Here is a 26,558-nt window from a genome sequence, read left to right as displayed (position 1 = left end):
ACACGGTATGCCTGCGAGCGCGACGGATCCGGCGCGACGGGTCTGGCGCCGTCGGCGCCCCGGCGCGTCAGAGCCCGAGCCGCGCCGTGTACGCGTTCCGGAATCGCCCCTCGGGATCGAACCGCTCGCGAAGCGCCGCGAAGTCCGCCCAGCGCGGGTAGCGCTGCCGCACCTCGTCGGCGTCGAGGGTGAAGACCTTGCCCCAGTGCGGCCGTGCCGTCTCGGGCAGCGCCGCCTCGATCGACGGCAGCAGCGCCTCGACGGCCGCCTGCTCGCGCTTCCACGTGAAGTGGATGCCGACGACGTCGGTGCCGTACGCCGGGCTCAGCCACAGCTCGTCGGCGAGCACCGATCGCGCCTCGCACACCTGCAGCAGCGGGGCGATCTGCGGGGCGAGCCCGCGCATCGCCTCGAGGGCGGCGACGGCGTCGGTGCGCGGCACGAGGTACTCCGACTGCAGCTCTTCGCCGGCCGATGGCGTGAAGTCGAGCCGGAAGTGCGGCAGCCGCTCGTGCCAGGGACCGGGCTCGCCGAGCTGCGCCGTGCAGGCGTCGGCGGCCATGCCGGGCAGCGGGTGCCGGGCGATGGTGGCCTCGGTCGCGCCGAGCCTCGCGATGAGGGCAGCGGATGCCGCGGCATCCGTCTCGACCGGCAGCCGCCGCTTGACCCACAGCTGATCGGCGCGCTCGCTGCTCGCCCACGTCGTGAAGATGCTGACGCTCGAGCCGAGCGCGGTGACGGCGTCGTACTCGGCGAGCACGGCGTCCCACGACGGACGCTCGTAGACGGTCTGCGCGACGTCGTACGTCGGCTCGACATCGAGCTCGAGCCCGGTGACGACGCCGAGGGCGCCGAGGTTCACGACGGCGCCGGCGAAGTCGGCGTCGCCGCGCGAGAGCGTGCGCGACTCCCCCGTCGCCGTGATGAAGGCGATGCCACGCACGGCGCTCGCGAGGGAGCCGATGCGGTCGCCCGAGCCGTGCGTGCCGGTCGCGACCGCCCCAGCTACGGAGATGTGCGGCAGGGAGGCGAGGTTGCCGAGCGCGAGGCCGCGCTCGTGCAGCGCCGAGGCCAGCTCGCCGTAGCGCGGGCTGCCGGCGATGCGCACGTAGCCCGGTGCGCTCGAGGCGTCGATCACGACCGGCAGCCCGGCCGTCTCGATGAGTGTGCCCTCGGTGTCGGCGATGTCGTTGAAGCTGTGCCGCGAGCCCAGCACGCGGAACGGCCCATCACCCGCGAGCACCTCCCGAAGCTCGTCGATCGAGGCCGGTCGCACCACGCGCGACGCGCGGTAGCTCAGGTTGCCGGCCCAGTTGGTGCCTGCGGATGTCGCGGTCACGCGGTTCCTCTCGTCAGGGTGCGAGCGTATCCCCTGCACGGCGACCGCCCGTGCGCGCGCTCCGGCCCGGGCGCGCCGCCGGCGTGGACGGCCAGCGGCGCGCCTCAGCTCAGGCTCCGAGCGCGACGGCGGTCCAGGAGACCGGCGGCAGCTCGATCGTGAGCGTTCCGCCGGCGAGGCTCGCCGTCGTGTTCGCCGCGGGGGCGACGCGCTCGGGCGCCTCGAGCGTGTTCTTCGCGTACACGTCATCGTCGGCGAGGGTGTCGGCACTGCGCAGCTGCACCGCGCCGAGTGCCGACACGTCGATCGTCACGGTCATCGCCTCGGTGCGGCTGCGGTTCACGAGGAACACCGCCGACTCGCCTGCCTCGACGTCGTGCGTCGCCACGGCGTCGACCTGCGGCACCACTCCGTAGACCTCGGTCTCGTGGGTGGGCGACTCGAGCTTGACCTCGAGCGCGACGCCCTTCGCGAGGCGTGAGGTGATCGAGAAGGGGAAGAACGTGGTCTGGCGCCAGGCCGGCCCGCCCGGCTCGGTCATGATCGGCGCGATGACGTTGACGAGCTGCGCGAGCGAGGCGCTCGTGACGCGGTCGGCGTGCTTCAGGAGCGAGATCATCAGGTTGCCGAAGACCACCGCGTCGGCGACGGAGTAGAGGTCTTCGAGCAAGCGCGGGGCGACCGGCCAGTTGTCGATGCCCTCGATCTTGTCGACGCCGTGGTAGCGGTCGATGTACCAGACGTTCCATTCGTCGAACGAGATGTCGATCGTCTTCTCGCTGCCGACGACGGCCTTCACGTGGTCGGCAGTGGCGACGACCGACTCGATGAAGCGATCCATGTCGACCGCAGAGGCGAGGAACGAGTCGAGGTCGCCGTTCTTCTCCTCGTAGTACGCATGGCACGAGATGTAGTCGACGTCGTCGTAGGTGTGCGTGAGCACGACGCGCTCCCACTCGCCGAAGGTCGGCATGTGGGCGCTCGACGAGCCGCACGCCACCAGCTGGATCGACGGGTCGAGCTGGCGCATCGCCTTCGCGGTCTGCGAGGCGATCTTGCCGTAGTCGTCGGCCGAACGGTGGCCGAGCTGCCACGGGCCGTCCATCTCGTTGCCGAGGCACCACATCTTCACGCCGAAGGCGTCGGTCTTGCCGTTGTCGATGCGGCGCTGCGAGAGCGCGGTGCCGCCCGCGATGTTCGCGTACTCGAGCAGGTCGAGGGCCTCGAGGGTGCCGCGCGTGCCGAGGTTGACCGCGAGCATGAGGTCGCTGCCGACCTTCTCGAGCCACGACGAGAACTCGTGCAGGCCGATCTCGTTGGTCTCGGTCGAGTGCCACGCGAGGTCGAGCCGGCGCGGCCGCTCCTCCTTCGGGCCGACCGAGTCCTCCCACCGGAAGCCCGACACGAAGTTGCCGCCGGGATAGCGGATCGTCGAGACGCCGAGTTCCTTCACGAGCTCGATGACGTCTTGGCGGAATCCCTCTGCGTCGGCGGCCTCGTGCCCCGGCTCGTAGATGCCGTCGTACACGTGACGGCCGAGGTGCTCGACGAAGCCGCCGAAGACGCGACGGTCGATGGCCCCGACGGTGAAGTGCGGGTCGATGGTGAGGTGTGCAGACAATGCGGTGCTTTCTGTGTGTGGTTCGAAGAGCCGGCCGAGACGGCCGAAGTCGTGGTCTCAGGCGAGCGGATGCCGCGGCATCCGCTCGATCACTTGATGCTGCCGAGCGACAATCCGCCCTGCCAGTACCGCTGCAGGAACAGGAAGGAGAGGATCAGCGGCAGCACCGAGATGAAGGCGCCCGTCGTGATCAGGTTCCAGACCTGCTCGCCGCCGGCGCCCGCGTTCGAGAGCGCCGTCCAGCGGTTCAGGCCGACCGTGACCGGCAGCAGGTTCGGGTCGGTGAGCACCGCGAGCGGCAGGAAGAAGTTGTTCCAGGTGCCGACGACCGAGAGCAGCAGCACCGTGACGATCGCCGGGCGCAGCAGCGGCAGCGCCACCTGGAAGAAGGTGCGGAGCTCGCCGGCGCCGTCGATGCGCGCTGCCTCGAGCATCTCGTCAGGAACGGCGTCCTGCGCGTAGACCCGCATGAGGTACACGCCGAACGGGCTCAGGAGGCTCGGCAGGATGACGGCCCACGGGGTGTTGATGATGCCGTACTGGCTCAGCAGCATGAACGTCGGGATGACGAGTGCCGTGAGCGGCACCATGACCGAGCCGAGGATGACGGTGAAGAGGCCGTTCCGCCCCCGGAAGTCGTACTTCGCGAAGCCGTAGCCGGCGAGCACCGCGAGGATCGTCGCGCCGATGCCGCCCGCGAAGGCGTACAGGAACGAGTTGCCGAGCCAGCGCCAGTAGATGCCGCCCTGATGGGTGAAGAGCTCGGCGATGTTGTCGAAGAAGGCGAGGTTGCCGTCGAACCAGAACGCCGGGCTCGAGAAGAGGCCCGAGGTGTCTTTCGTCGAGGCGACGACGAGCCACCAGATCGGCACGATGAAGTAGATCGCGAGGATGACCAGGAAGACGTGCGAGCCGATGCGACGGCGGCCGGCGCGACGGCCGCGACGCGGCACGCCGCGGTCGACGTGCGAGGGAACCCCGGTGGCCGTGGTCATCGGGTCGGCGGCGCCCGCCATACGTGGGGAGGAGATCGACATCACTTCAGTCCGCTCTGCTTGCGAGTCAGGAAGAGGAACACGAACGAGCCGGCGAACACGAGGGCGCCGAGCGAGAACGCGATGGCCGAGGCGTAGTTGAACTGGCTGTACGAGAAGGCGAGCGAGAACGCGTACATGTTCGGCGTGTAGGCCGCATCGATCGCACCTTGGGCGACGCTGCGCAGCACCACCGGCTCGGTGAAGAACTGCAGGGTTCCGATGAGCGCGAACATGATCACCATGACCATCGACGAGCTGATCATCGGCACCTTGATGCCGATGGCCGTCTGCCAGCCGTTGGCGCCGTCGATGCGGGCGGCCTCGTAGATCGAGGGATCGATCGAGCGGAGCGCCGCGTAGATCACGACCATGTAGTATCCCGCCCACTGCCACGTGACGATGTTCACGAGGCTGCCGAAGATGCTGTCGGGTGCCAGGAACTCGGGCGTCGGCAGGCCGAAGGCGCCGAAGATCGTGGCGCCCGGGCCGAAGCGCGGGCTGTAGAGGAAGCTCCACATGAGGGCGCCGATGACACCCGGGATCGCGTAGGGCACGAAGATGAAGAGCCGCGAGAGCTTCGACAACCGCGTGGTCAGGGTGTCGAGCACGAGGGCCGCGGCGAGCGCGACGATGAGCTGCGTCGGGATCATCACGACCGCGAACGCGAGCACCCGGCCCATGCCTTCGAGGAAGAGCGGGTCGGTGAACGCCTTGCCGTAGTTGGCGAGGCCCGTGAAATCGGTGCCCGTCGCGAGCGTCGACGTGAACAGGCTCATGCCGAAGGCATAGAAGAGCGGGAAGATCAGGAGCAGCGCGAAGACGACGAGGAACGGCACGACGAAGAGCCATCCCCAGCGCTGCCGGCGACGGACGAGCGTCGATCCGCCTGTTCGCCGGGCTCGGGATCGGCCGACTGCGGCCGGCGGCGGCGCAGTCTCGGTCTGGGTGGTCATGTGGTGCTCTCTTCGTCGAGTTCGAATCGGTTCGTCTCGTGGTGGATCAACGCGTGGTGCGCAGCGGTGGAGGGAGCGGATGCCCCGTGCATGTAGCGCCGGCACGAGGCATCCGCTCGCCGCCCGTTACTTGAGCGTGAAGCCCTGCTCGGTCGCGTACTTCTCGAGCGAGGACTGCAGGTCGTCGAGCGCGGTCGCCGAGTCCTTCTCTCCCTGCACCATCGCGAACTGCTGCTCGGTGAGCTGGTCGTACGCGTAGTTCTGGAACGGGCTGAAGGTGAAGCCGGCGTAGCCCGAGGCCGCGGGGAGGAAGACGTCCTTGTTGATCTGCTGACCGCCGAAGAACGGGTACTCGAGGTCGCGGAAGTAGTCGGACTCGAGGATCGGCTTCCACAGCGGGAAGAGCGCGGCCTGTTCGATGCCGATCTTCCATGCCTCCTCGGTGCCGAAGACCTCCTTCGCCACGACGGCCGCAGCTTCAGGGTTCTTCGACTGGCTGGTCACCGCGAAGGTCGAGCCGCCCCAGTTGATCTGCACCGGGTTCGCCGGGTCCCACTGGGGAACCGGTGCGGCCTTCCAGACCGCGTCCGCGTCGGCGTCGGAGAGGCCGCCGAGGTAGCCGGGGCCCCACGCTGCCGCGACGTAGATCGCGTAGCTGCCGTCGACGAGCTTCGTGTTGTAGTCGGCGGTGAAGGCGTCGTCGGTCGCGACGAGGCCCGCGTCGACGAGGCCCTCCCAATAGGCGAGCACGTCCTTCGAGCCCTGGTCGTTCACGTCGATGCCGATCTCGGTGGGCTTCGCGTTGTCATATTCGAACGGCACCGAACCGGCCTGCGCGAAGAGCGCCTGGTTGTAGGCGCGGCCGTTCGTCGGGAAGTCGGCGAGCACGCCGGGCGCACCGGCATCCTTCAGCGCCTGGGCCGCCGCAGCGAACTCGTCCCACGTGGTCGGCACGGCGATACCGTACTGGTCGAGGATGTCCTGGCGGTAGAGCATGCCCATGGGGCCGCCGTCGACGGGGATCGCGTAGACCGCGTCGCCGCTCGAGACATCCTTCCAGGCGCCCTCGGTGTAGTCGGCCGCCACGTCGTCGGCGCCGTACTCGGTCAGGTCGACGAGTGCGTCGCGGATCGAGAAGCTCGAGAGCACCTCTGACTCGAGCATGATCACGTCGGGCGCGCCCGAGCCGGCCTCGATGGCCGTCGAGAACTTCGTGTACTCGTCATTGCCCTGGCCGGCGTTCGTCCAGCAGATCTGCACGTCGTCGTGGGATTCGTTGAAGAGGTCGACGACCTCTTCGAACGCGGGGTACCAGGCCCAGACGCTGACCTGGGTGGCCTCGGCGTTGAGGATCTTGTTGGTGCAGGATGCTTCGGGCTCGCCGCCCGAGCAACCCGTGAGCGCCACGGCCGCGACGGCGGTGGCTGCGGCCCCTGCAAGGAGCTTCGACTTCATTGCTGTGCTTCCTCTCGCGGTGTTGAGGACACCGTTGTCTCTTGGCGAAGATAGCTCGTCTCCGCCGCGCACAGTGGGTGCTCCGCGTCGAGTCCGAGTCTTTCCAACGTTGTAAAGTAAACGTTGTAGAGGCATTGTGCACGTGCCCCCGCAGCTTGTCAAGCGGAGCCGGGACGCATGCGCCGAGGCGACGAGACGAGTGGGGTGACGTTGTAGTGTTGCGGCAACGAGGAGGACGAATGGCTGTGACGCTGCACGACGTCGCCCGCGTGGCGGGGGTGTCGATCAAGACGGTGTCGAACGTCATCAACGACTACCCGCACATCCGCCCGGCGACGAAGTCGAAGGTCGAGCAGGCCATCGAAGAGCTCGGCTACCAGCCGAACCTCACCGCTCGCAGCCTCCGCTCGGGTCGCGCCGGTGCCATCGCCCTCGCCGTGCCCGACCTCAGCCTCCCCTACTTCGCCGAGCTCGCCGGCGCCGTGATCGCCGCGGCCGAGGCGGCCGGCATCGTCGTGCTCGTCGAGCAGACCGGCGGCGACCCCGCACGCGAGCTCGAGGTGCTGCGCAGCCCACGACTCACGATGACCGACGGGCTCATCTTCAGCCCCCTGGGCATCGAGCAGTCGGATGCCCCGGCGCTGCGCGTGCCCTACCCGCTCGTGCTGCTCGGCGAACGGGTCTTCGACCCCGAGCACGACCATGTGAGCATGCGCAACGTCGAGGCCGCCCGCGCGGCGACCGAGTTCCTCATCGCCTCGGGTCGGCGCCGCATCGCCGTCGTCGGCGCGCACGAGGGCGAGGTCATCGGCTCGGCCGGCTTCCGCCTGCAGGGCTACCGCGAGGCGCTCGACGCCGCCGGCCTCGAATTCGACCCCGACCTCGTGGGCTACACCGCGCCGTGGCACCGCTCGGGCGGCGCCCAGGCGATGCGCGACGTGCTCGCGCACGGGGCGCCCTTCGACGCCGTCTTCGGGCTCAACGACACGCTCGCTCTCGGCGCCATGCGCGTGCTGCAGGAGGCGGGCCTGCGCGTGCCGCACGACGTCTCGGTCATCGGCTTCGACGACCTCGACGAGGCCGAGTACTCGATCCCGTCGCTCACGACCGTCGACCCCGGGCGGCGCTGGATCGCGCGCACCGCCGTCGACACCCTGCTCGCCCGCATCGCCGCAGCCACCCTCGACGCAGCCGATGCGCCGCGACCGGCGTTGCAGCTCGCCGAGTTCCGCATCATCGAGCGGGAGTCGGCGCCCGCCGCGGCATCCGCTGTCGCCGACGCCTGAGCCGGCCGCGCACCGGGTGCTGTAGCACCGGGTGCTGCAGCGCGCGGGCGGCGGGCCGTGCGCGACTCAGGTGAGCGCAGCGCGGCCGCGCCCACGCCACGCTACGCGCTCGCGTTCGAGCGGAACGGCGAGCGCCGCCCAGAGCAGCAGCGCGACACCCGCGCCGGCGAGCGCGCCGCCGAGCGTGTCGGTCAGCCAGTGCGCGCCGAGGTAGGTGCGACTGAACGCCATGAGCAGGGTGTAGACCGCGCCGAGCACCCACACCCACGTGCGCGGCACGATCACTCCGACGACGACCGCGATCGTCGCCGCGTTCGCGACATGGCCCGAGGGGAACGACCCGAAGTCGGAGACCACGATCATGTCCTCTGGACGCGCGCGCGCGAAGAAGTGCTTCAGCACCTGCACCGCACCGGCGCTCGCCGCCGACGCCACGATGAAGTACAGCGCGCCCCACGGACGCCGAACGACGAGCAGCACGATCGCCGCTCCGATCGGCACGATGAACACCCCGATGACGCCGCCGCCCACCGCGTTCATGAGGTAGGCGAACCATTCGCCGAACGGCGTGCGCAGGCTCACCATGAGCTCCGCCCACGCCAGGTCGACGGCGAACCGGTTGTCGCCCGACGACACCGTGACGAGCATTCCGAGCAGGCCCGCGGCCACGAGCGCCGACACTCCCGCGATGATCGCGACGCGGCGCCCGACCCTCGGCCGAGCATCTGACGTCTCCACCGGTTCGAGGCTCATGCCCCTCACGCTATCGCCGGACCTGCGGCATCCGCGTCAGGTCACCGGAGATTTCGACTCGGATGCCCCCCGCCGTCAGTCGCTCAGCGGCGGCACCGTCTTCGGGCGCACGAGCAGCCAGAGGGCCGCGATCGCGACGATGCCCGCGAGCAGCATCACGAACGCCATGGGCACGGCGCTGCCGACGCCCATGAGGCCGATGAGCGGCGAGATGGCGCCGGCGAGGCCGAAGTTCAGTGCGCCGAGGAGCGATGCCGCCGTGCCGGCCTCCGCGCCGTGGTGGGCGAGTGCGAGCACCTGCACCGCGGGGAAGGCGAAGCCGCACGCGAGGATGTAGAACCACAGCGGGATCGCCGTGCCCCAGAAGCCGCCGCCCGTGGCGTCGAGCGCCATGATCGCCGCGGCCATTGCGAGGTGCACGACCGTGGTTCCGGCGAGGATCCACTGCGGCGCGACCGAGCCGCGCATGAGCCGCGAGCTGACCTGCACGCCGATGATGACGCCGACCGAGTTCACGGCGAAGAGCAGGCCGTACTCCTGCGCATTGAAGGCGTAGAGGTCTTGGAAGAGGAACGACGAGGTCGAGAGGTAGCCGAAGAGCCCGGTGAACGTCATGCCGCCGATGAGCGCGGCGCCGACGTAGACGCGGTCGCGGAAGAGCGCGGCGTAGCGGTCGCGCAGCGTCGAGTGGCCCGAGACCCCTCGGCGCGACGGCGGCAGCGTCTCGACGATGAAGAACGCGACCGCCGCGACGACGACCGCGCCGTAGACCGCGAGCACGACGAAGATGCCGCGCCAGTCCATGACCTGCAGCAGCTGCGATCCGATGACCGGCGCGAGCACCGGCGCGAGGCCGTTGACGAGCGCGAGACGCGAGAGCATGCGCACGAGGGGCTTGCCGCCGAAGAGGTCGCGCACCATGGCCATCGCCACCACGCCGCCCGCGGCGGCGCCGAAGCCCTGCAGCAGTCGGAAGACCGAGAGCCACACGATGTCGGGGGCGAAGGCGGCCGCGAGGGATGCCGCGATGTGCAGCGCCGTCGCGAGCATGAGCGGCAGGCGCCGGCCGACCTTGTCGCTCCACGGCCCGACGATGAGCTGGCCGAGGCCGAACCCGATCATGGTGCCCGTGAGCGTGAGCTGCACGGCCGACGCCGAGACGCCGAGCTCGTCCTGCAGCACCGGGAACGCCGGCAGGTACAGGTCGATCGTGAACGGGCCGAGCGCGGTGAGCGCGCCGAGCACGAGCACGTAGACGAGTCGCTGCCTGCTCGTCAGTCGGTCGCCCGGGTGCACCGTGACGACGGGCGTCGATCGCGTGTCGTCGGGGCGGATGATCGGGATGGAGCTGGTAGAGGACATGCGTGTTCCAGGCGTGATCGGATGCGGCGGCGCACGCCCTCGGACGCCGGGAGATGGGGAGGCGGCGCCCCGTGGGACTCCGACGTGGATGCGATTCGGCCTTCGCGCAGCTCGAATCGATTCGACAATCTTCGATTGTAGCCCAGGCCCCCACCCTCGAGGCAACCCCGAATCTCATTCGGTTTCGCCCATCGAGCCTCGTCGCGGAGCCGCGGGCGTCGGCCTAGTCCGCGAGCGGATCCGCCAGCAGCCGCGCGAAGGCGAGTTCGGCGGCGCCGATCAGCAACCGGTTCTCGCCGAGCTCGGCGACCCTGATGTCGAGCCCTTCGCACGCCACTGGCAGCGACTGCGCCGCGACGGCCGCCTCCAACGCGTCCATATCGTGCGCGGCGAGCGTCGCAAGGAAGCCTCCGAGCACGATGAGCGATGGGTTCAGCACGTTGATGGCGTTGCCCAGCGCAGTCCCGAGGATCCGCTGCTGCCGGGCGAGCTCCTCGGCCACGGCGCGATCGCCCGAAGCCGCGATCGCCGCCGCGAGCGTCGGCTCGTCGGCGTGGGTGAGCCCGACGGCCTGCAGGAGGCGGGCGCGGCTCACCTCGTCTTCGAGCACTCCGTCGGGCACGCGGCGATCGTCGGGCCTCGCGATGCCCGGACGATTCTGGCCGAACTCCCCCGCGTATCCGCGCGTGCCGCCGACGAGACGGCCGCCGACCACGAGCCCGCCGCCGATACCGCTCGCGCCGCCGTTGAGATAGACGAGGTCGTCGACCCCGCGCCCGGCGCCGAAGAGGTGCTCGGCCCGGGCGCCCAGGCTCGCGTCGTTCGCGACAACGGCGGGCAGGCCCGTGGCCGCTTCGACGAGCGCGCGCACTGGCGCGTCCGTCCACTCGAGGTGCGGCGCCCAGCGCACGAGCCCGTCGTCGGATCGCACCTGGCCGGGAACGGCAAGTCCGACGCCGACGATGCGGGCGTCTCGCAACTCGGTCGCACGCCATCGCGCCAGGGTGCCCGCCACGAGGTCGGCCGTCTCCGCGGGCGTCACGAGGTGATCCATCTCGAGGCGCTCGCGCACGACGATCCGGGCGTTCAGCCCGACCGCGGCGATGGTCACGGCGTCGACCTCGGGGTTGACCACGATCGCCTGCACCGAAGGGTGCACCGCGACGACCGGCGACGGCCGCCCCACTCGGTTCGTCGGGTCGGGAGGCCGTTCCTCGACGAGACCGAGGTCGGCGAGCTCGGAGGCGAGGGAGGCGACCGTGGAGCGGTTCAGTCCGGTCTCCGCCGTCAGACGCGCACGCGAGAGCGGCCCTTCGAGATGCGCCAGCACGAGAAGTTTCGAGAGGTTTCGACGATGCACGCCGTCGAACGTGCCGGTTCGGTCTGCCACGGTGCCCACTCTATGTTCCCGGCCCGCGGGGAGGCGGCCGACTCGCGCCATTTGTTGCGCTTGACGGCAAATCCGATCCGGGGTTAGAGTTCCGGTGTCCAGATCACTTTCGGCGTTGAGGCCGAAACTTTCGAGAGGTTCAACGATGAACAGACGACGCATCGGCAGGTTCACCGCCATCGGCGCCGCAGCAGCACTTGCCGCCGGGGCGCTCGCGGGATGCAGCGCCGGCGGCGGGGAGTCCGGCGACGGGGACGTGTCCCTGGCGTTCTGGCACAACTCCACGACCGGCGACGGCAAGGCCTACTGGGAGGCGACCGCAGCCGCCTTCGAGGAGGAGAACCCGGGCGTGACGATCGACATTCAGGCCATTCAGAACGAGGACATGGACGGCAAGCTCCAGACCGCCCTGAACTCCGGCGACGCCCCCGACATCTTCATGGCGCGCGGCGGCGGCAAGCTCGCGGCCGTCGTCGAGGCCGGCCAGGCGCAAGACCTCAGCTCCGCGCTCTCCGACGAGACGAAGACCGCCCTCGGCGAAGGCGCCCTCTCGGCGTTCACGGTCGACGACAAGCTCTACGGCGTGCCGTCCTCGGTGCTGCCCGGCGGCATCTACTACAGCAAGGACCTCTTCGCCCAGGCCGGCATCACCGAGACGCCGACCACGTTCGACGAGCTCGGCGAGGCCGTCGACAAGCTGAAGGCCGCGGGCATCGATCCCATCGCCCTCGGCGCGAAGGATGCATGGCCCGCCGCCCACTGGTACTACTTCTTCGCGCTCCGCGAGTGCGGCCAAGACGTCATCACGGGCCTCACCGACGACCCGAGCTTCACCGACGAGTGCTGGCTGCGCGCCGGTGAGGACCTCGAGGAGTTCGCGGGCATCGAGCCCTTCAACCAGGGCTTCCTGACCACGACCGCCCAGCAGGGCGCCGGCTCGTCCGCCGGTCTCGTCGCCAACCACAAGGCCGCAATGGAACTCATGGGCGCCTGGGATCCGGGAGTGATCGCCTCGCTCACCCCCGATGAGAAGCCCCTGCCCGACCTCGGCTGGTTCCCCTTCCCCGAGGTCGACGGCGGCGACGGCGAACCCGGCGCGCTCATGGGCGGCGTCGACGGCTTCTCGTGCTTCGTCGATGCACCGAAGGAATGCGGCGAGTTCCTCGAGTTCGCCTCGCAGAAGGAGCACCAGGAGGGCTACGCGAACGCGTTCGTCACCCTGCCCGCCAACAAGGACGCCCAGAGCGTCGTGACCGACCCCGCCCTGCAGGAGGTGCTCGCCGCCGTGAACGAGGCGCCGTACGTCTCGGTCTGGCTCGACACGCTCCTCGGCCAGAACGTCGGCAACGCGCTGAACGTCGGCGTGGTCGACCTGCTGGCCGGCCAGGGCTCGCCCCAGGGCATCGTCGACGCGGTCGACGACGCGATCAAGAAGGGCTGAGGCCGAAGTCGAATGAACGTTCGCACCAACTCGCCCGTCGAGGGACGAGTCGACGCGGACGACGTCACGGCCGGAGGCGGCACGCCGTCTCCGGCCGCCGGCCGGGCCGTCGCGACGTCGCCCGCGCCCCGACGTCGCCCCCGCCGAGACCTCCGCAAGACCATCGAGATCGCCGTGCTCGTGGGCCCGGCGCTCCTCATCTTCCTGGCCTTCGTCATCTTCCCGGTGGCCATGGCCGGCTACTACGGCTTCTTCCGCTGGAAGGGGTACGGACCGCCCACCGACTTCGTCGGCCTGCAGAACTACGTCACGATCTTCCAGGACCCCACCTTCCACGAGGCGGTCGCGCACAACGCGATCATCGTCGTGATGTCACTCGTGCTGCAGGGCCCCGCAGCCCTGCTGCTCGCCCTGCTCCTGAACCGTCCGATGCGCGGGCAGTCCGTGATCCGTGTGCTCATCTTCGCGCCGTACGTGATCGCCGAGGTCGTCGTCGGCACCGGCTGGAGCCTCATGCTCCAGAGCGAGGGCGCCCTGAACGGCCTCCTCGAGAAGCTCGGGCTCGGCGCCTTCACCCAGGACTGGCTCGCCGACCCGGGCATCGCCATGTGGACGCTGCTCGGCATCATCACCTGGAAGTACATCGGGTTCGCCGTGATCCTCTTCCTCGCGGGCCTCCAGGGCATCCCGCAGGAGCTCACCGAGGCCGCGCAGATCGACGGCGCCTCCTACTGGCAGATCCAGCGCCGCATCACGCTGCCGCTCCTCGGCCCGACCCTGCGCATCTGGGCGTTCCTGTCGATCATCGGCTCGCTGCAGCTGTTCGACCTGGTCTACATCATCTGGGGCCAGTACGTCTCCTCGACGGCCGGCACCTCGACCATGGCGACGTACATGGTCGCGAACGGACGCAACGCCGGCAACTACGGCTACGGCAACGCCGTCGCCGTCGTGCTCTTCCTCATCTCGCTCGTCGTCGCCCTCGTCTACCAGCGCTACGTGCTCCGCCGCGACACCGCCGGAGCCCTCACCGAACGGACTGACCGATGACCGCATCGATCGCCCTCCCCCGGCCCCCGCGGCCGCGCCAGACCGGCAGGCTGCCCTGGGGCAGCCCCGTCATCTACTTCGTCGGGATCGTCGTGATCTCGCTCATGCTCGCGCCGATCGCGTACATCATCATCGGCGGCTTCCGCACGAACTCGCAGATCACGACGGATCCGTCGGCCCTGCCCTCGCCGTGGGTGTTCACGAACTACGCCGACGTACTCGTCAGCACCACGTTCTGGGGCGAGGTGGCGAACTCCACGGTCGCGGCCGTCGTGACCACCGTGGGTGTCGTCGCGCTCGGGCTCATGGCGAGCTACGTGCTCGCGCGCTACCGGTTCAGGGCCCGCGGCCTGCTCTACGCGATGTTCGCGGCGGGCCTCATGTTCCCGATGACGGTCGCGATCACCCCGCTGTACCTCGTCGTACGCAACCTCGGCCTGATGAACTCCCTCGGCGGCATCATCCTGCCGCAGATCGCGTTCGCCCTGCCGACGACGATCATCATCCTCGTGCCGTTCCTGCGGGCCATCCCCGACGAGATCGAGGAGGCGGCCTCGATCGACGGAGCGTCGCGCCTCGGCTTCTTCTGGCGGATGGTGGTGCCGCTGGCACTGCCGGGCGTGATCACGGTCGGCATCCTCGCGTTCATCTCGAGCTGGAACAGCTACATCCTCCCCCTGTTCATCCTGAACAACGAGGCCGCGTTCACCCTGCCGCTCGGCGTGCAGGCGTTCGCGTCCCAATACTCGGTCGATACGGCGAAGGTGCTCGCGTTCACGTCGCTGTCGATGATTCCGGCGCTCGTGTTCTTCAGCATCTTCGAGCGCCGCATCGTCGGCGGACTCACGGGAGCGGTCAAGGGATGACCGAACCGATGACGACGGATGCCGCCACTCACCCCGCGAACGACACCACGAACACGGATGCCACGATGACGAACACCACGACCCGCCCCGAAACGACCGGGCCGCTCACGACCGAACCGCCCTCCACCGCGGCCGGCGCCGATGCCCCATGGCGCGACCCATCGCTTCCCGCCGCCGAACGGGCGGTCGCCCTCATGGCCGTGCTCACCCTCGAGGAGAAGATCGCCCAGCTCTACGGCATCTGGATCGGCGCCTCCGACGACGGCGCCGACGTGGCGCCGCACCAGCACGAGATGACCGGAACGGTGGATCTCGACGCGCTGCTGCCCCAGGGCCTCGGCCAGATCACCCGCGCCTTCGGCACCGCGCCGGTCGATGCGGCACTCGGGGCGCGGTCGCTCGCCGGGCTGCAGGAACGCATCGTCGCCTCGAGCCGATTCGGCATCCCGGCGCTCGTGCACGAGGAGTGCCTCGCCGGCTTCGCCGCCTACGGAGCCACCGCCTACCCCGTGCCGCTGTCGTGGGGGGCCACGTTCGATCCCGAGCTCATCGAGCAGATGGCCCGCCGCATCGGCGCCGACATGCGCTCGGTCGGCGTGCACCAGGGCCTCGCGCCGGTGCTCGACGTCGTGCGCGACGCCCGTTGGGGCCGGGTCGAGGAGACCATCGGCGAGGACCCGTACCTGGTGGGCAGCGTCGGCACGGCATACGTGCGCGGGCTCGAGGCCTCCGGCATCGTGGCGACGCTCAAGCACTTCGTCGGCTACTCGGCGTCGCGGGCCGGCCGCAACCTCGCGCCCGTCTCGGTCGGCGCGAGGGAACTCGCCGACGTGCTGCTGCCGCCCTTCGAGATGGTCGTGCGCGAGGCGGTTCCGCGTTCGGTGATGAACGCCTACACCGACCTCGACGGCGTGCCCACCGCCGCCGACCGCGAGCTGCTCACCGGGCTGCTGCGCGACACCTGGGGCTTCGAGGGCACCGTCGTCGCCGACTACTTCTCGGTCGCCTTCCTCCAGACGCTGCACGGCACGTCGGGCGACCTCGGCGACGCGGCGGTGGCCGCGCTCGAGGCCGGCATCGACGTCGAGCTGCCGACCGTGCACGCCTTCGGCGAACCGCTCGTCGCCGCGGTCCGGGGCGGGCGCATCGACGAAGCGGTCATCGACCGGGCGCTCCACCGCGTGCTCGTGCAGAAGGTCGAGCTCGGCCTGCTCGACGAACCGGCAGCGCCGGCCGCAGCAACCGCGGCGAAGGGTGCCGTCGACCTCGACTCCCCCGAGAACCGCGACCTCGCGCGCCGGATCGCGGAGCGGGCGATCGTGCTGCTCCGCAACGACGGCACGCTGCCCCTCGCCGCACCGAAGCGCATCGCGGTCATCGGCCCGACCGCCGACGACCCGCTCGCGGTGCTCGGCTGCTACGGGTTCCCGACCCACGTCGGCGTGCACCACCCCGAGAGCGGCCTCGGCATCGAGCTGCCGACGCTCGTCGAGGCGCTGCGCGAGGAGTTCCCCGAAACCGAGATCACCCTGACGGCGGGAACCTCGATCGACGGCGGCGAGACAGACGGCTTCGCGGAGGCGGTCGAGCGCGCGGCATCCGCCGATGTCGTGGTGCTCGCGCTCGGCGACCGGGCCGGCCTCTTCGGCCGCGGCACGAGCGGCGAGGGCTGCGACGCCGAGACCCTCGACCTGCCTGGCGCGCAGGGCGCCCTGCTCGAGGCCGTGCTCGACGCCGGCACGCCGACCGTGCTCAGCCTGCTCGCGGGCCGCCCGTACATGCTCGGCTCGGCGCCCGAACGCGCCGCCGGCATCGTGCAGGCGTTCTTCCCGGGCGAGGAGGGCACCCGCGCCCTCGCCGGCATCCTCTCGGGCCGCGTCAACCCGAGTGGGCGACTGCCGGTGAGTGTGCCGGCCACCTCGGGTGCGCAGCCGTCGACCTACCTGGCGTCGACGCTCGCTCGGCAGAACGAGGTGTCGAACATCGACCCGACCGCGAAGTACCCCTTCGGGCACGGGCTCGGCTACGCGTCCTTCGCCTGGAGCGACCTCGACCTCGAGGTCGCGGAGACGACGACCGACGGCAGCCTCCGGCTGTCGCTCACGGTCGAGAACACCGGGGGTCGGGCGGGCGCCGAGATCGTGCAGCTGTACCTGCACGATCCGGTGGCCTCGGTCGTACGGCCGCTGCAGCGGCTCATCGGGTTCCAGCGCGTCGAGCTCCAGCCCGGGGCATCCGTGCGACTGGGCGTCGACGTGCCCGCCGATCTCGCCGCGTTCACCGGGCGCGAGGGCCTCCGCATCGTCGAGCCCGGAGCGCTCGTGCTCGGCTTCGGACGCTCGAGCGGCGATCTGCCCCTCACGGCGACGGTCGAGCTCTCGGGGCCGGTGCGCGTGGTCGATCACACGCGCGAGCTGCACCCCGTCTGGACCGCCGAACGGATCCGCACCGAGCGCATCGGCACCGATTCGCCGTGAGCAGTGCCCGCAACCCGGTGCTGCCGGGGTTCCATCCGGACCCGAGCATCTGCCGCGTGGGCGACGAGTTCTTCGTGGTCACCTCGACGTTCGAGTACTTCCCGGGCCTGCCGGTGCACCGCTCACGCGATCTCGTCGAGTGGGAGCTCGTGGGGCACGCGGTGCACCGTGAGGAGCAGCTCGACCTGTCGAGCGTGCCGGCGTCGGGCGGCCTGTTCGCGCCAACGATCCGCCACCACGACGGCCGCTTCCTCGTCGCGTGCACCCTCGTCGGCGGTGATGGCCGCCAGGGCAGCTTCGTCGTGACCGCGACCGACTCGGCAGGCCCGTGGTCGGACCCGGCGTGGATCGAGGACGCCCCGGGTATCGACCCCTCGCTCTTCTTCGACGACGACGGCCGTGCCTGGTGGTGCGGCACCCGGCTCGCCGACCCCGGCGACTGGCCCGAGCAGACCGAGGTGTGGGTGCGTGAGCTCGACCTCACGACGATGGCGCTCGTCGGCGAGGAGCACGTCGTGTGGCACGGTGCGGTCGAGGGAGCCGTCTGGGCCGAGGGGCCGCACCTGTACCGGCTCGGCAGCGGCGGCGACAGCAGGAGCGGCAGCGACGACACCCATGCCGGCGCCGTGCTGCTCCTCGCGAGCGAGGGCGGCACCGAGCGCCATCACGCCGTCAGCGCCGCTCGCGGTCCGGGCCCGACAGGACCCTTCACGGGATCGAAGGCCAACCCGCTGCTCACCCACCGCCATCTCGGCGGCGAGGTCGGCGTGGCGAACGTCGGTCACGCCGATCTCGTCGACGACGGCCGCGGCGGATGGTGGGCGACCGTGCTCGCGACGCGGCGGCTTCCCGTCGGCGACGAGAGAGGCAAGGGGCACGAGGCCCGCGCCGACGCGCTGCAGGGCCGCGAGACCTGGCTCGTGCCCGTGGCCTTCGAAGGCGGATGGCCGGTCTTCGCTCCCGGCGATGGCCGCCTGCGCGACGACGTCGACGTGCCGTGGGCCGCCGCGCTGCCGCACCGCGGGAGGCACCTCTTCGACGACTTCGACGGACCCGCGCTGCATCCCGAGCTCGTCACGGTGCGCACGGCCGCGGGCATCAGGCGAGCGCGGCTCGGTGAACGGCCGGGGCACCTTCGCCTGCACGCCGTCTCCGGCGGACTCGCGGAACTCGCGCCGCACGCGTTCGCGGGCTTCCGCCTCGAGCAGCCGGCGGCGACGCTCGAGACGGTCGTCGAGTTGCCGGATGCCGCCCCGCCCGGCCTGCTCGCCGGCCTCGCGCTGCGGCACTCCGAGCACCGGCATCTGACCCTCGGCGTGCGCGTCGGTGCCACCGGCCGCGCCCTGGAGCTCGTGCTCCACGTCGACGGCGAGCGCCGGCTGCTCGGTCGCAGCGAGGTGCCCGCGGGGCGCGTCCGCCTCGTCGTCGAGGTCGACGGCTTCGGGGCGACCGCCGGGTTCGAGCACGAGGGGCACTGCATCGATGTCGGTTCCGCCGACCTCATTCCGCTCAGCCCGAGCGAGGGCGGAGGATTCGCCGGCGTCGTCGGCGGAGCATTCGTCGTCGCCGGGCCCGGCGGATCCGACGACGGCGCCGCCGGCGCCGCCACCAATGACGAGCGTGCCGCAGCGGTCGCGCTCTGGGCCGACTTCGAGCTGCTGAGCCTCGTGCACCCGTGAGACCGCATGATGCCGACGTCGGCGGTGGGGCGCTCGACCCCGTCACCGCGCCCGTGGCCCTCGCCGAGGGCACCGGCGACGTCGCCGCACTCACCTTCGACGACGGGCCGAACCCCGGCATGACGCCCGCGCTGCTCGACTTCCTCGCCGAGCACGACGTGAAGGCGGTGTTCTGCGTCATCGGCCGGAACATCACCGCGCCGGGCGGCACCGCGGTCCTCCGGCGGATCGTCGCTGAGGGCCACGTGCTCGGCAACCACTCGACGGGCTACGCCGACCTGGGCTCGTGGTCGGCCGCGCGAGTGCGGGCCGATCTCATCGCGACCCTCGCGGTCATCCGCGCGGCGCTCGGCGACCCCGACCAGCCGGTGCCGTTCTGGCGGGCGCCGAACGGCAGCTGGGGCGCCACGCAGCGGGTCGCGGTCGAGCTCGGCATGCAGCCCCTCGCCGTCGTGAATACCATCGGCGACTGGCAGACCCAGGACGTCGCGACTCTCACCTCGAACCTGCGTGCCGCGATGCTGCCCGGCGAGATCGTGCTCGCGCACGACGGCGGCGGCGACCGGGCCGGCACGCTCGCGGCGGTACAGGCGGTCGTGACCGAGCGTCTCGCCGACGGCTGGAGCTTCACCTTCCCGAAAGGCACCCCGCCGGGCGCGAACCGGCCAGGCGGCCAGGCGGCAGCGAACCCGGCGGATCGCCCGCCGAGCGCATGACCCGCCGGCATCCCGAGCCGGCGCCTCCCCTATGCGGCCGGCGGCGCCGTGCTCTCACGCACCACGAGGTTCGTCGCGAGGTCCATGCGCGGGGTGGCGGCGGGCTGTTCGCCGCTCAGGCGGATGGCGAGTCTCGCGGCCTCCTCGCCCATGCGCCGCAGCGGTTGGTGCACCGTGGTCAGCGGCGGGCTCACCCACGGCGCCAGCGAGATGTCGTCGTAGCCGACGATCGAGAGGTCGTGCGGCACGGCGAGCCCGGCCTCGCGCGCGGCGTCGAGGGTGCCGAGCGCCTGCATGTCGCTGCCGGCGAAGATCGCGGTCGGGCGGCGCTCGGCCGGCAGCGCCAGCAGCTCGCGCGCCCGGTCGCGGCCGCCCGCGATCTCGAAGGTGCCGAAGCGCACCCACGCCGGGTCGACCGGGAGCCCGGCCGAGTTCATGGCACTTCGGAACCCGTCGAGCCTCGCGAGCGAGCACATCATGTCCTCCGGGCCCGTGATCGTCGCGATGCGTCGGTGCCCGAGCTCGATCAGGTGCCGGGTCGCGGCGAGCCCGCCCGACCAGTTCGCCGAGCCGACGCTCGGCACGTCGGGCGACGGGTCGCCGGCCGGGTCGACGATCACGAACGAGATGCCCCTGGCGCGGAGTCGTTCGCGATACTCAGGCGAGAGCTCGGAGAACACGAGCACGACGCCGACCGGGCGACGACGGATGACGCCATCGATCCAATCGGGGTCGGGCGCGTGTCGGTCGCCGCTCACGGTCAGCACGACGCTCAGCCCGTGCTCCTTCGCGACGGCTTCGACACCCCCGATGAGCTCCATCGACCAGATCGAGTCGAGGCCGTGGAAGACGAGTTCGAGCAGCTCGGGCCTCGATTCGGATCGGCCTGCGCCGCGGCGCACGTATCCGCGCTCGTGCAGGGCGTGCTCGATGCGCTCCCGCGTCGCCTTCGACACGTCGGCGCGGCCGTTCAGCACCTTGGAGATCGTCGAGAGGCTCGAACCGGTCTCCTCGGCGATCTCGGCGAGCGTGACTCGGTCGCCGGTGATGTCTGTCTTCATGTTTCGAATCATAATCGCGAAAGTTGCGACCGTGGAGGACTTGCGCAGGCGCGCCCCTCGGTTTATGTTGTATCTGCCAACAAATCATCGACGACGCTGAAAGGCGGATCACCAATGGCCACCGCGCCCTCCCGTGACGACAAGTTCTCCTTCGGCCTCTGGACGGTCGGGTACAACGGCACCGACCCGTTCGGCGGCCCCACCCGCGAGCCGCTCGACGTCGTGCACTCCGTCGAGAAGCTCTCGGAACTCGGCGCCTACGGCATCACGTTCCACGACGACGACCTCTTCGCCTTCGGGTCGACCGATGCCGAGCGTCAGCACCAGATCGACCGGCTGAAGGGCGCGCTCGATTCGACCGGCCTCATCGTGCCGATGGTGACCACGAACCTGTTCAGCGCACCGGTCTTCAAAGACGGCGGCTTCACCGCCAACGATCGTGACGTGCGTCGCTACGCCCTGCGCAAGGTGTTCCGCCAGCTCGACCTCGGCGCCGAGCTCGGCGCCAAGACCTTCGTCATGTGGGGCGGCCGCGAGGGTGCGGAGTACGACTCCGCGAAAGACATCCGCCAGGCGCTCGAGCGCTACCGCGAGGCCGTGAACCTGCTGGGCGACTACGTCACCGACAAGGGCTACGACATCAAGTTCGCGATCGAGCCGAAGCCGAACGAGCCCCGCGGGGACATCCTGCTGCCGACCCTCGGCCACGCGATCGCGTTCATCGACTCGCTCGAACGCCCCGAGCTCGTCGGCCTGAACCCCGAGGTCGGGCACGAGCAGATGGCCGGCCTGAACTTCGCCGCCGGCATCGCGCAGGCGCTGTATCACGGCAAGCTCTTCCACATCGACCTGAACGGCCAGCGCGGCATCAAGTACGACCAAGACCTGGTGTTCGGCCACGGCGACCTGCACAACGCGTTCGCGCTCGTCGACCTGCTCGAGAACGGCGGCCCCGGCGGCGTACCGGCCTACGAGGGCCCGCGCCACTTCGACTACAAGCCCTCGCGCACCGAAGACGAGAAGGGCGTCTGGGAGTCGGCTGCGGCCAACATGCGCACCTACCTGCTGCTGAAGGAGCGCGCCGCGGCCTTCCGCGCCGACCCCGAGGTGCAGGAAGCGCTCGAGGCTGCGAAGGTGTTCGAACTGTCCACCCCCACGCTGAACGCGGGCGAGACGTACGACGAGTTCCTCGCGGACCGCTCGGCCTACGAGGACTTCGACGCCGACGCCTACCTCGGCGGCAAGGGCGGCGGCTTCGTGCGACTGCAGCAGCTCGCCACCGAGCACCTCCTGGGCGCTCGGTGACCCTGCCTCCCGCAGCCGGCGGCCCGACCCTCGTCGCGGGGGTCGACTCGTCGACGCAGGCCTGCAAGGTCGTGATCCGGGACGCCGCGACCGGAGCGCTCGTGCGCTCCGGTCGCGCGCTCCACCCGGTCGGCACCGAGGTCGATCCCGCCGCATGGTGGGGTGCGCTGCTCTCGGCATTCGCCGACGCGGGCGGGCTCGACGACGTCGCGGCGATCTCGATCGCCGCCCAGCAGCACGGCATGGTCGTGCTCGACGACGAGGGACGGGTCATCCGCGATGCCCTGCTCTGGAACGACACGCGTTCGGCTCAGGCGGCGCGGGACCTCGTCGCAGAGGTCGGTGCCGCCGAGTACGCGCGACGCACGGGCGTCGTGCCGGTCGCCTCGTTCACGGCCACCAAGCTTCGATGGCTGCGCGACGCCGAACCGGATGCCGCGGCTCGCGTCGCAGCGGTCGCCCTCCCCCACGACTGGCTGACCTGGCGCCTGCGGGGCTACGGGCCCGTGGGCGAATCCCCGCTCGGGCCCCGGCTCGACGAGCTCACGACCGATCGTTCGGATGCGAGCGGCACGGCGTACTGGGGGCCGAACGGCTACGACCGGGAACTGCTCGCCCTCGCGCTCGGGCACGACGCGGTGCTGCCTCGCGTCCTCGCACCGAACGAGGCCGCCGGGCGCACGCCCGACGGCATCCTCGTGGGCGCCGGGGCCGGCGACAACGCAGCGGCCGCGCTCGGCCTTGACGCAACGGCGGGCGACGTGGTGGTCTCGATCGGCACGAGCGGCACGGTCTTCGCCGTGACGGATGCCGCGATCGCCGACCCCTCCGGCACGGTCGCGGGGTTCGCCGACGCGAGCGGCCGTGGGCTGCCGCTCATCGCGACCCTGAACGCCGCACCGGTGCTCGATGCCACGGCCGCCCTGCTCGGCGTCGACCACGCGGAGCTCGGCCGGCTCGCGCTCGAGACGGAGCCCGGGGCATCCGGCGCCGTGCTCGTGCCGTACTTCGCGGGCGAGCGCACGCCGAACCTCCCTGAGGCGACCGCCTCGTTCTCGGGCCTGACGTTCGCGAACACGACCCGCGCGTCGATCGCACGCGCTTCGATCGAGGGCCTCCTGTGCGGCCTCGCCGACGGCCTCGACGCCGTGCGAGGGCAGGGCGTCGAGGCGACTCGCGTGCTGCTCATCGGCGGCGCCGCGCAGAATCCGGCGGTGCGGCGCATCGCAGCCCAGGTCTTCGACGTTCCGATCGTCGTTCCGGCGCCCGGGGAGTACGTCGCCGACGGCGCCGCCCGGCAGGCGAGGTGGGCGCTCACGGGCGAACGCCCGTCATGGCCGCTCGACATCGACGCCGAGCTCGCGAGCGACACCCGTGACGTGATCCGCGATCAGTACGCCCGAGCGCGCCTGGCGAACTCGCGAGCCTGACGCGCGCACACTGCGCACGCACCACTGCCGAGCGCACGAACCGCAGCAACGACGAAGGGCGCCTCCCGTGAGGGAGACGCCCTTCGTGTGCGTTGAGTGAGGCGCGGACTAGAAGTCCATGCCGCCCGTCGGGTCGCCGGCCGGAGCCGCGTTCTTCTCGGGCTTGTCGGCGACGACGGCCTCGGTGGTGAGGAACAGGCCCGCGATCGACGCTGCGTTCAGCAGCGCGGAGCGGGTGACCTTCACCGGGTCGTTGATGCCGGCAGCGAGCATGTCGACGTACTCGCCGGTCGCGGCGTTGAGGCCCTGGCCGACCGGGAGGTTGCGCACGCGGTCGACCACGACGCCCGGCTCGAGGCCGGCGTTGAGGGCGATCTGCTTGAGCGGAGCGTCGATCGCGACGCGAACGATGTTCGCACCGGTCGCCTCGTCGCCCGTGAGCTCGAGCTTCTCGAAGGCGGTCTTGCCGGCCTGGATGAGGGCGACGCCACCACCGGCGACGATGCCCTCTTCGACGGCGGCCTTCGCGTTGCGCACTGCGTCTTCGATGCGGTGCTTGCGCTCCTTGAGCTCGACCTCGGTCGCGGCACCCGCCTTGATGACGGCGACGCCGCCGGCGAGCTTGGCGAGGCGCTCCTGGAGCTTCTCGCGGTCGTAGTCGGAGTCGGTGTTCTCGATCTCCTTGCGGATCTGCGCGACGCGGCCGGCGATGGCCTCCTCGTCGCCGCCACCCTCGACGATGGTCGTCTCGTCCTTGGTGATGATGACCTTGCGAGCCGAACCGAGCAGGTCGAGGGTGACGTTCTCGAGCTTGAGGCCGACCTCCTCGGAGATGACCTGGCCACCGGTGAGGGTCGCGATGTCCTGCAGCTGGGCCTTGCGGCGGTCACCGAAGCCGGGAGCCTTGACGGCGACCGACTTGAAGATGCCGCGGATCTTGTTGACGATCAGCGTCGCGAGGGCTTCGCCGTCGACGTCTTCGGCGATGATGAGGAGCTGCTTGCCGGTCTGGATGACCTTGTCGACGATCGGCAGCAGGTCCTTGATGTTGGAGACCTTGCCGTTGACGATGAGGATGTAGGGGTCTTCGAAGACCGCTTCCTGGCGCTCGGGGTCGGTGACGAAGTACGCCGACAGGTAGCCCTTGTCGAAGCGCATGCCCTCGGTGAGCTCGAGCTCGGTGCCGAAGGTGTTCGACTCCTCGACGGTGACGACGCCCTCCTTGCCGACCTTGTCGATCGCCTCGGCGATGAGCGCACCGATCTGCTCGTCGGCGGCCGAGATCGATGCCGTGGCGGCGATCTCTTCCTTCGTCTCGACGTCCTTCGCGTTGGCGAGGAGCTCGGCCTCGACGGCGCGCACGGCCTTCTCGATGCCGCGCTTCAGCGAGATGGGGTCGGCGCCTGCTGCGACGTTGCGGAGGCCCTCACGCACGAGCGCCTGGGCGAGCACGACCGAGGTCGTGGTGCCGTCACCGGCGACGTCGTCGGTCTTCTTGGCGACCTCCTTGACGAGCTCCGCACCGATCTTCTCGTACGGGTCGTCGAGCTCGATCTCCTTGGCGATCGACACACCGTCGTTCGTGATCGTGGGTGCGCCCCACTTCTTCTCGAGCACGACGTTGCGTCCGCGCGGGCCGAGGGTCACCTTCACCGCGTCGGCGAGCGTGTTGAGGCCACGCTCGAGACCACGACGGGCCTCCTCGTTGAAAGCAATGATCTTTGCCATGTGTTTCTCTCGTCCTTTCCCGGACGTCTTCAAAGATTCGTTGGGTTAGCACTCAAAACGAGTGAGTGCTAAATCGATTCTGGCACTCGACCGCCACGAGTGCAAGCGAGCCCGAGGCTGTCCGCTCAGGGCGTGAAGGCCGCAGAACCCTCGTTCGGCACGAGCTCGACCCACGTGTTGCCGGGAGCCAGGCGCAACGGCGACCCGTCGTCGGCGGTGAGCACGATCGGCGACCCCGCGGCGTCCTTCACCCAGGTGCCGTGCGCGGTCCGCCCCCCGGCGGAGACCCAGGCCTCGCCCGAGCCGACCATGACGGTCTTCGGCACTTCGCCGTAGCTCCAGTCGATGCCCACTCGCAGCGTCACGACGTTCGTGGCGCGCACGCGCTCCCCGGAGGCCTCGAGGTCGGGCGAGCCCGCTTGCGACCTGAGCCAGACGGATGCCGCGGCATCCCACTCCCACGCTGGGAACCGGTCTTCGGAGAAGACGAGGTCGATACGCGAGGTCGGCGCCGCGGCGAGGGCCGGGGCCGCGAGCGGATCGGCGGTGCCGTAGGCGAACTGCACCGGCGGCGGCGCAAGCTCGGCGTTGCGGGCGACGGCCTCGGTGGAGTGCAGGATGACGTCGTGGGGGCCCGGCCGTTCGTCGGCGCGCGAGAAGAGCCCGGTCTCGTCGAAGTCGAACACGATGTTCACGAGCGGTGTCGCCATCATCATCTCGACGAACTGGTCCTGGCCGCCCGAGTAGGCGATGATGCCCCCGAAGGGCGAGGCGATGTCGGGGTCCATCGGACGGATGGACCGCACGGGGCCGACCTCGTCGGGCACATCGGAGTGCCAGACCGCGACGTAGCGGGTGAGACCGCCCTCGACGAGTTCCTCGAAGACGATGTCGGTGCGGTTCAGCGCGATCTGCGGTCGCGCCTCTTCGTGGTTGTCGACCTTCACCGCGAGCGAAGGCCGTGCGAGCGCGGCAGCCTCGGCGGAGGTGCCGCGCAACGGGGCGAACGACACGGCGGATGCCGCGGACTCGGACGAGGGGCGGACGGCGGTCTCGGCCGCCGGGGCATCGGGCTCCGTCGCCGACTGGCAGCCCGCCAGCAGCAGCGCCGAGGCGACGAGCACGCCGAGCCCCGCTCCCCGTCGCCGCGGAGGACGCCCGGCCTGCGCTCCCATGCGGTCAGCGTAGCCCGGGGCTCGCAGCCGGACGCGAGAACGCGCCGCCGGGCCGGCGGCGCGTTCTCGCGAATCTCGTCAGGCCGGGCGGACGCCCTCGGCCTGCGGCCCCTTCGAGCCCGTGCCGACCTCGAAGACGACCTGCTGCCCCTCCTCGAGCACCTTGTACCCCGACATGTCGATGGCGGAGTAGTGGACGAAGACGTCTTGGCCCCCCTCGTCGACGGTGATGAATCCGTAGCCCTTTTCAGCGTTGAACCACTTGACGGTTCCGTTCGCCATGCGTTGCTCCCATGTTGCCGTGTCCGATCAGCACGCGCCCGTGGCCTGTGCCGGGCCGCTCACTCGCGCGCACGACGCCAGGGACGGAACCGTGCGCTCGCGCTGTCGAGCGGCCGAATCCAGATACTCACGACTGGACGTTCCGGCACAAG

Annotated in this window: 21 protein-coding genes; 9 read left to right on the top strand and 12 right to left on the bottom strand. The window is 70.5% G+C overall.

Going from position 1 to position 26,558, the window contains the following annotated elements:
* Positions 1–67: 67 nt before the first annotated feature.
* The 5 genes from VPH61_RS07130 to VPH61_RS07110 form a co-directional block, all read right to left on the bottom strand.
* The gene (locus VPH61_RS07130) at positions 68–1,339 is read right to left on the bottom strand and encodes a D-arabinono-1,4-lactone oxidase (RefSeq protein WP_332062808.1); all 1,272 of its coding nucleotides are present in this window, start codon (positions 1,337–1,339) and stop codon (positions 68–70) included.
* Between the two features lie 109 nt (positions 1,340–1,448).
* On the bottom strand, positions 1,449–2,960 hold the full coding sequence (arfA, locus tag VPH61_RS07125; protein ID WP_332062807.1) for an arabinosylfuranosidase ArfA: 1,512 nt from the start codon (positions 2,958–2,960) through the stop codon (positions 1,449–1,451).
* A gap of 89 nt (positions 2,961–3,049) precedes the next feature.
* Positions 3,050–3,955 (bottom strand): carbohydrate ABC transporter permease, encoded by a 906-nt coding sequence (locus VPH61_RS07120; protein WP_442879069.1) that lies wholly within the window; start codon positions 3,953–3,955, stop codon positions 3,050–3,052.
* A gap of 41 nt (positions 3,956–3,996) precedes the next feature.
* The gene (locus VPH61_RS07115) at positions 3,997–4,950 is read right to left on the bottom strand and encodes a carbohydrate ABC transporter permease (RefSeq protein WP_332062805.1); all 954 of its coding nucleotides are present in this window, start codon (positions 4,948–4,950) and stop codon (positions 3,997–3,999) included.
* A gap of 126 nt (positions 4,951–5,076) precedes the next feature.
* The gene (locus VPH61_RS07110) at positions 5,077–6,405 is read right to left on the bottom strand and encodes an ABC transporter substrate-binding protein (RefSeq protein WP_332062804.1); all 1,329 of its coding nucleotides are present in this window, start codon (positions 6,403–6,405) and stop codon (positions 5,077–5,079) included.
* A 239-nt stretch (positions 6,406–6,644) separates the two neighbouring features.
* On the opposite strand from VPH61_RS07110, the gene VPH61_RS07105 reads away from it, so the two are divergent.
* On the top strand, positions 6,645–7,691 hold the full coding sequence (locus tag VPH61_RS07105; protein ID WP_332062803.1) for a LacI family DNA-binding transcriptional regulator: 1,047 nt from the start codon (positions 6,645–6,647) through the stop codon (positions 7,689–7,691).
* Between the two features lie 66 nt (positions 7,692–7,757).
* Here VPH61_RS07105 and VPH61_RS07100 read toward each other — a convergent pair whose 3' ends face one another.
* From VPH61_RS07100 to VPH61_RS07090, 3 genes are all read right to left on the bottom strand, one after another.
* On the bottom strand, positions 7,758–8,444 hold the full coding sequence (locus VPH61_RS07100; protein WP_332062802.1) for a phosphatase PAP2 family protein: 687 nt from the start codon (positions 8,442–8,444) through the stop codon (positions 7,758–7,760).
* Between the two features lie 75 nt (positions 8,445–8,519).
* Positions 8,520–9,806: a multidrug effflux MFS transporter gene (locus VPH61_RS07095; protein ID WP_332062801.1), complete on the bottom strand. Its 1,287-nt coding sequence runs from the start codon at positions 9,804–9,806 to the stop codon at positions 8,520–8,522.
* Between the two features lie 223 nt (positions 9,807–10,029).
* Positions 10,030–11,196, bottom strand: a complete 1,167-nt coding sequence (locus VPH61_RS07090; RefSeq protein WP_332062800.1) for an ROK family transcriptional regulator — start codon at positions 11,194–11,196, stop codon at positions 10,030–10,032.
* A gap of 145 nt (positions 11,197–11,341) precedes the next feature.
* On the opposite strand from VPH61_RS07090, the gene VPH61_RS07085 reads away from it, so the two are divergent.
* The 6 genes from VPH61_RS07085 (at position 11,342) to VPH61_RS07060 (ending at position 19,425) form a co-directional block, all read left to right on the top strand.
* On the top strand, positions 11,342–12,637 hold the full coding sequence (locus VPH61_RS07085; protein ID WP_332062799.1) for an extracellular solute-binding protein: 1,296 nt from the start codon (positions 11,342–11,344) through the stop codon (positions 12,635–12,637).
* Between the two features lie 12 nt (positions 12,638–12,649).
* Positions 12,650–13,687, top strand: a complete 1,038-nt coding sequence (locus tag VPH61_RS07080; RefSeq protein WP_332062798.1) for a carbohydrate ABC transporter permease — start codon at positions 12,650–12,652, stop codon at positions 13,685–13,687.
* Positions 13,684–14,553, top strand: a complete 870-nt coding sequence (locus VPH61_RS07075; RefSeq protein WP_332062797.1) for a carbohydrate ABC transporter permease — start codon at positions 13,684–13,686, stop codon at positions 14,551–14,553. Before VPH61_RS07080 ends, VPH61_RS07075 begins: the two co-directional genes overlap by 4 nt.
* A gap of 65 nt (positions 14,554–14,618) precedes the next feature.
* Positions 14,619–17,030 carry a beta-glucosidase family protein gene (locus VPH61_RS07070; RefSeq protein ID WP_442879068.1) on the top strand — a complete coding sequence of 804 codons (2,412 nt, stop codon included), beginning with the start codon at positions 14,619–14,621 and terminating at the stop codon, positions 17,028–17,030.
* Positions 17,027–18,709 carry a glycoside hydrolase family 43 protein gene (locus VPH61_RS07065; protein ID WP_332062795.1) on the top strand — a complete coding sequence of 561 codons (1,683 nt, stop codon included), beginning with the start codon at positions 17,027–17,029 and terminating at the stop codon, positions 18,707–18,709. Before VPH61_RS07070 ends, VPH61_RS07065 begins: the two co-directional genes overlap by 4 nt.
* Positions 18,706–19,425, top strand: a complete 720-nt coding sequence (locus VPH61_RS07060; RefSeq protein ID WP_332062794.1) for a polysaccharide deacetylase family protein — start codon at positions 18,706–18,708, stop codon at positions 19,423–19,425. Before VPH61_RS07065 ends, VPH61_RS07060 begins: the two co-directional genes overlap by 4 nt.
* Before the next feature lie 29 nt (positions 19,426–19,454).
* Here the strand turns inward: VPH61_RS07060 and VPH61_RS07055 are convergent, their stop codons facing one another.
* Entirely contained in the window at positions 19,455–20,486 is a 1,032-nt protein-coding gene (locus tag VPH61_RS07055) for a LacI family DNA-binding transcriptional regulator (protein WP_332062793.1), read from the bottom strand.
* A 114-nt stretch (positions 20,487–20,600) separates the two neighbouring features.
* Here VPH61_RS07055 and xylA point away from each other — a divergent pair, with 114 nt between their 5' ends.
* The gene (xylA, locus tag VPH61_RS07050; RefSeq protein ID WP_332062792.1) at positions 20,601–21,791 is read left to right on the top strand and encodes a xylose isomerase; all 1,191 of its coding nucleotides are present in this window, start codon (positions 20,601–20,603) and stop codon (positions 21,789–21,791) included.
* Positions 21,788–23,221 carry a xylulokinase gene (gene xylB / locus VPH61_RS07045; RefSeq protein WP_332062791.1) on the top strand — a complete coding sequence of 478 codons (1,434 nt, stop codon included), beginning with the start codon at positions 21,788–21,790 and terminating at the stop codon, positions 23,219–23,221. Before xylA ends, xylB begins: the two co-directional genes overlap by 4 nt.
* Positions 23,222–23,329: 108 nt before the next feature.
* Here the strand turns inward: xylB and groL are convergent, their stop codons facing one another.
* The 3 genes from groL to VPH61_RS07030 all read right to left on the bottom strand — a co-directional run bounded on the left by groL (position 23,330) and on the right by VPH61_RS07030 (position 26,406).
* Positions 23,330–24,949, bottom strand: coding sequence for a chaperonin GroEL (groL, locus tag VPH61_RS07040; RefSeq protein ID WP_056010414.1), 1,620 nt, complete (start codon positions 24,947–24,949; stop codon positions 23,330–23,332).
* A 125-nt stretch (positions 24,950–25,074) separates the two neighbouring features.
* Positions 25,075–26,124, bottom strand: a complete 1,050-nt coding sequence (locus tag VPH61_RS07035) for a DUF3048 domain-containing protein (RefSeq protein WP_332062790.1) — start codon at positions 26,122–26,124, stop codon at positions 25,075–25,077.
* 78 nt (positions 26,125–26,202) lie between these two features.
* Entirely contained in the window at positions 26,203–26,406 is a 204-nt protein-coding gene (locus VPH61_RS07030; RefSeq protein WP_056010420.1) for a cold-shock protein, read from the bottom strand.
* Between the last annotated feature and the right edge of the window lie 152 nt (positions 26,407–26,558).

Origin of the sequence: Agromyces sp. CCNWLW203 (assembly GCF_036576125.1) — a bacterium.
Lineage (GTDB): Bacteria > Actinomycetota > Actinomycetes > Actinomycetales > Microbacteriaceae > Agromyces.
This window is presented reverse-complemented; position numbering and strand designations above follow the sequence as displayed.

Coding starts and splice junctions, on each gene's coding strand:
- VPH61_RS07120 (WP_442879069.1), bottom strand. CDS start 3,955: ATGACCACGGCCACCGGGGTTCCCTCGCACGTCGACCGCGGCGTGCCG.
- VPH61_RS07080 (WP_332062798.1), top strand. CDS start 12,650: ATGAACGTTCGCACCAACTCGCCCGTCGAGGGACGAGTCGACGCGGAC.
- VPH61_RS07115 (WP_332062805.1), bottom strand. CDS start 4,950: ATGACCACCCAGACCGAGACTGCGCCGCCGCCGGCCGCAGTCGGCCGA.
- VPH61_RS07100 (WP_332062802.1), bottom strand. CDS start 8,444: ATGAGCCTCGAACCGGTGGAGACGTCAGATGCTCGGCCGAGGGTCGGG.
- VPH61_RS07095 (WP_332062801.1), bottom strand. CDS start 9,806: ATGTCCTCTACCAGCTCCATCCCGATCATCCGCCCCGACGACACGCGA.
- VPH61_RS07075 (WP_332062797.1), top strand. CDS start 13,684: ATGACCGCATCGATCGCCCTCCCCCGGCCCCCGCGGCCGCGCCAGACC.
- VPH61_RS07030 (WP_056010420.1), bottom strand. CDS start 26,406: ATGGCGAACGGAACCGTCAAGTGGTTCAACGCTGAAAAGGGCTACGGA.
- VPH61_RS07055 (WP_332062793.1), bottom strand. CDS start 20,486: ATGAAGACAGACATCACCGGCGACCGAGTCACGCTCGCCGAGATCGCC.
- VPH61_RS07070 (WP_442879068.1), top strand. CDS start 14,619: ATGACGAACACCACGACCCGCCCCGAAACGACCGGGCCGCTCACGACC.
- VPH61_RS07035 (WP_332062790.1), bottom strand. CDS start 26,124: ATGGGAGCGCAGGCCGGGCGTCCTCCGCGGCGACGGGGAGCGGGGCTC.
- VPH61_RS07085 (WP_332062799.1), top strand. CDS start 11,342: ATGAACAGACGACGCATCGGCAGGTTCACCGCCATCGGCGCCGCAGCA.
- VPH61_RS07105 (WP_332062803.1), top strand. CDS start 6,645: ATGGCTGTGACGCTGCACGACGTCGCCCGCGTGGCGGGGGTGTCGATC.
- groL (WP_056010414.1), bottom strand. CDS start 24,949: ATGGCAAAGATCATTGCTTTCAACGAGGAGGCCCGTCGTGGTCTCGAG.
- xylA (WP_332062792.1), top strand. CDS start 20,601: ATGGCCACCGCGCCCTCCCGTGACGACAAGTTCTCCTTCGGCCTCTGG.
- VPH61_RS07110 (WP_332062804.1), bottom strand. CDS start 6,405: ATGAAGTCGAAGCTCCTTGCAGGGGCCGCAGCCACCGCCGTCGCGGCC.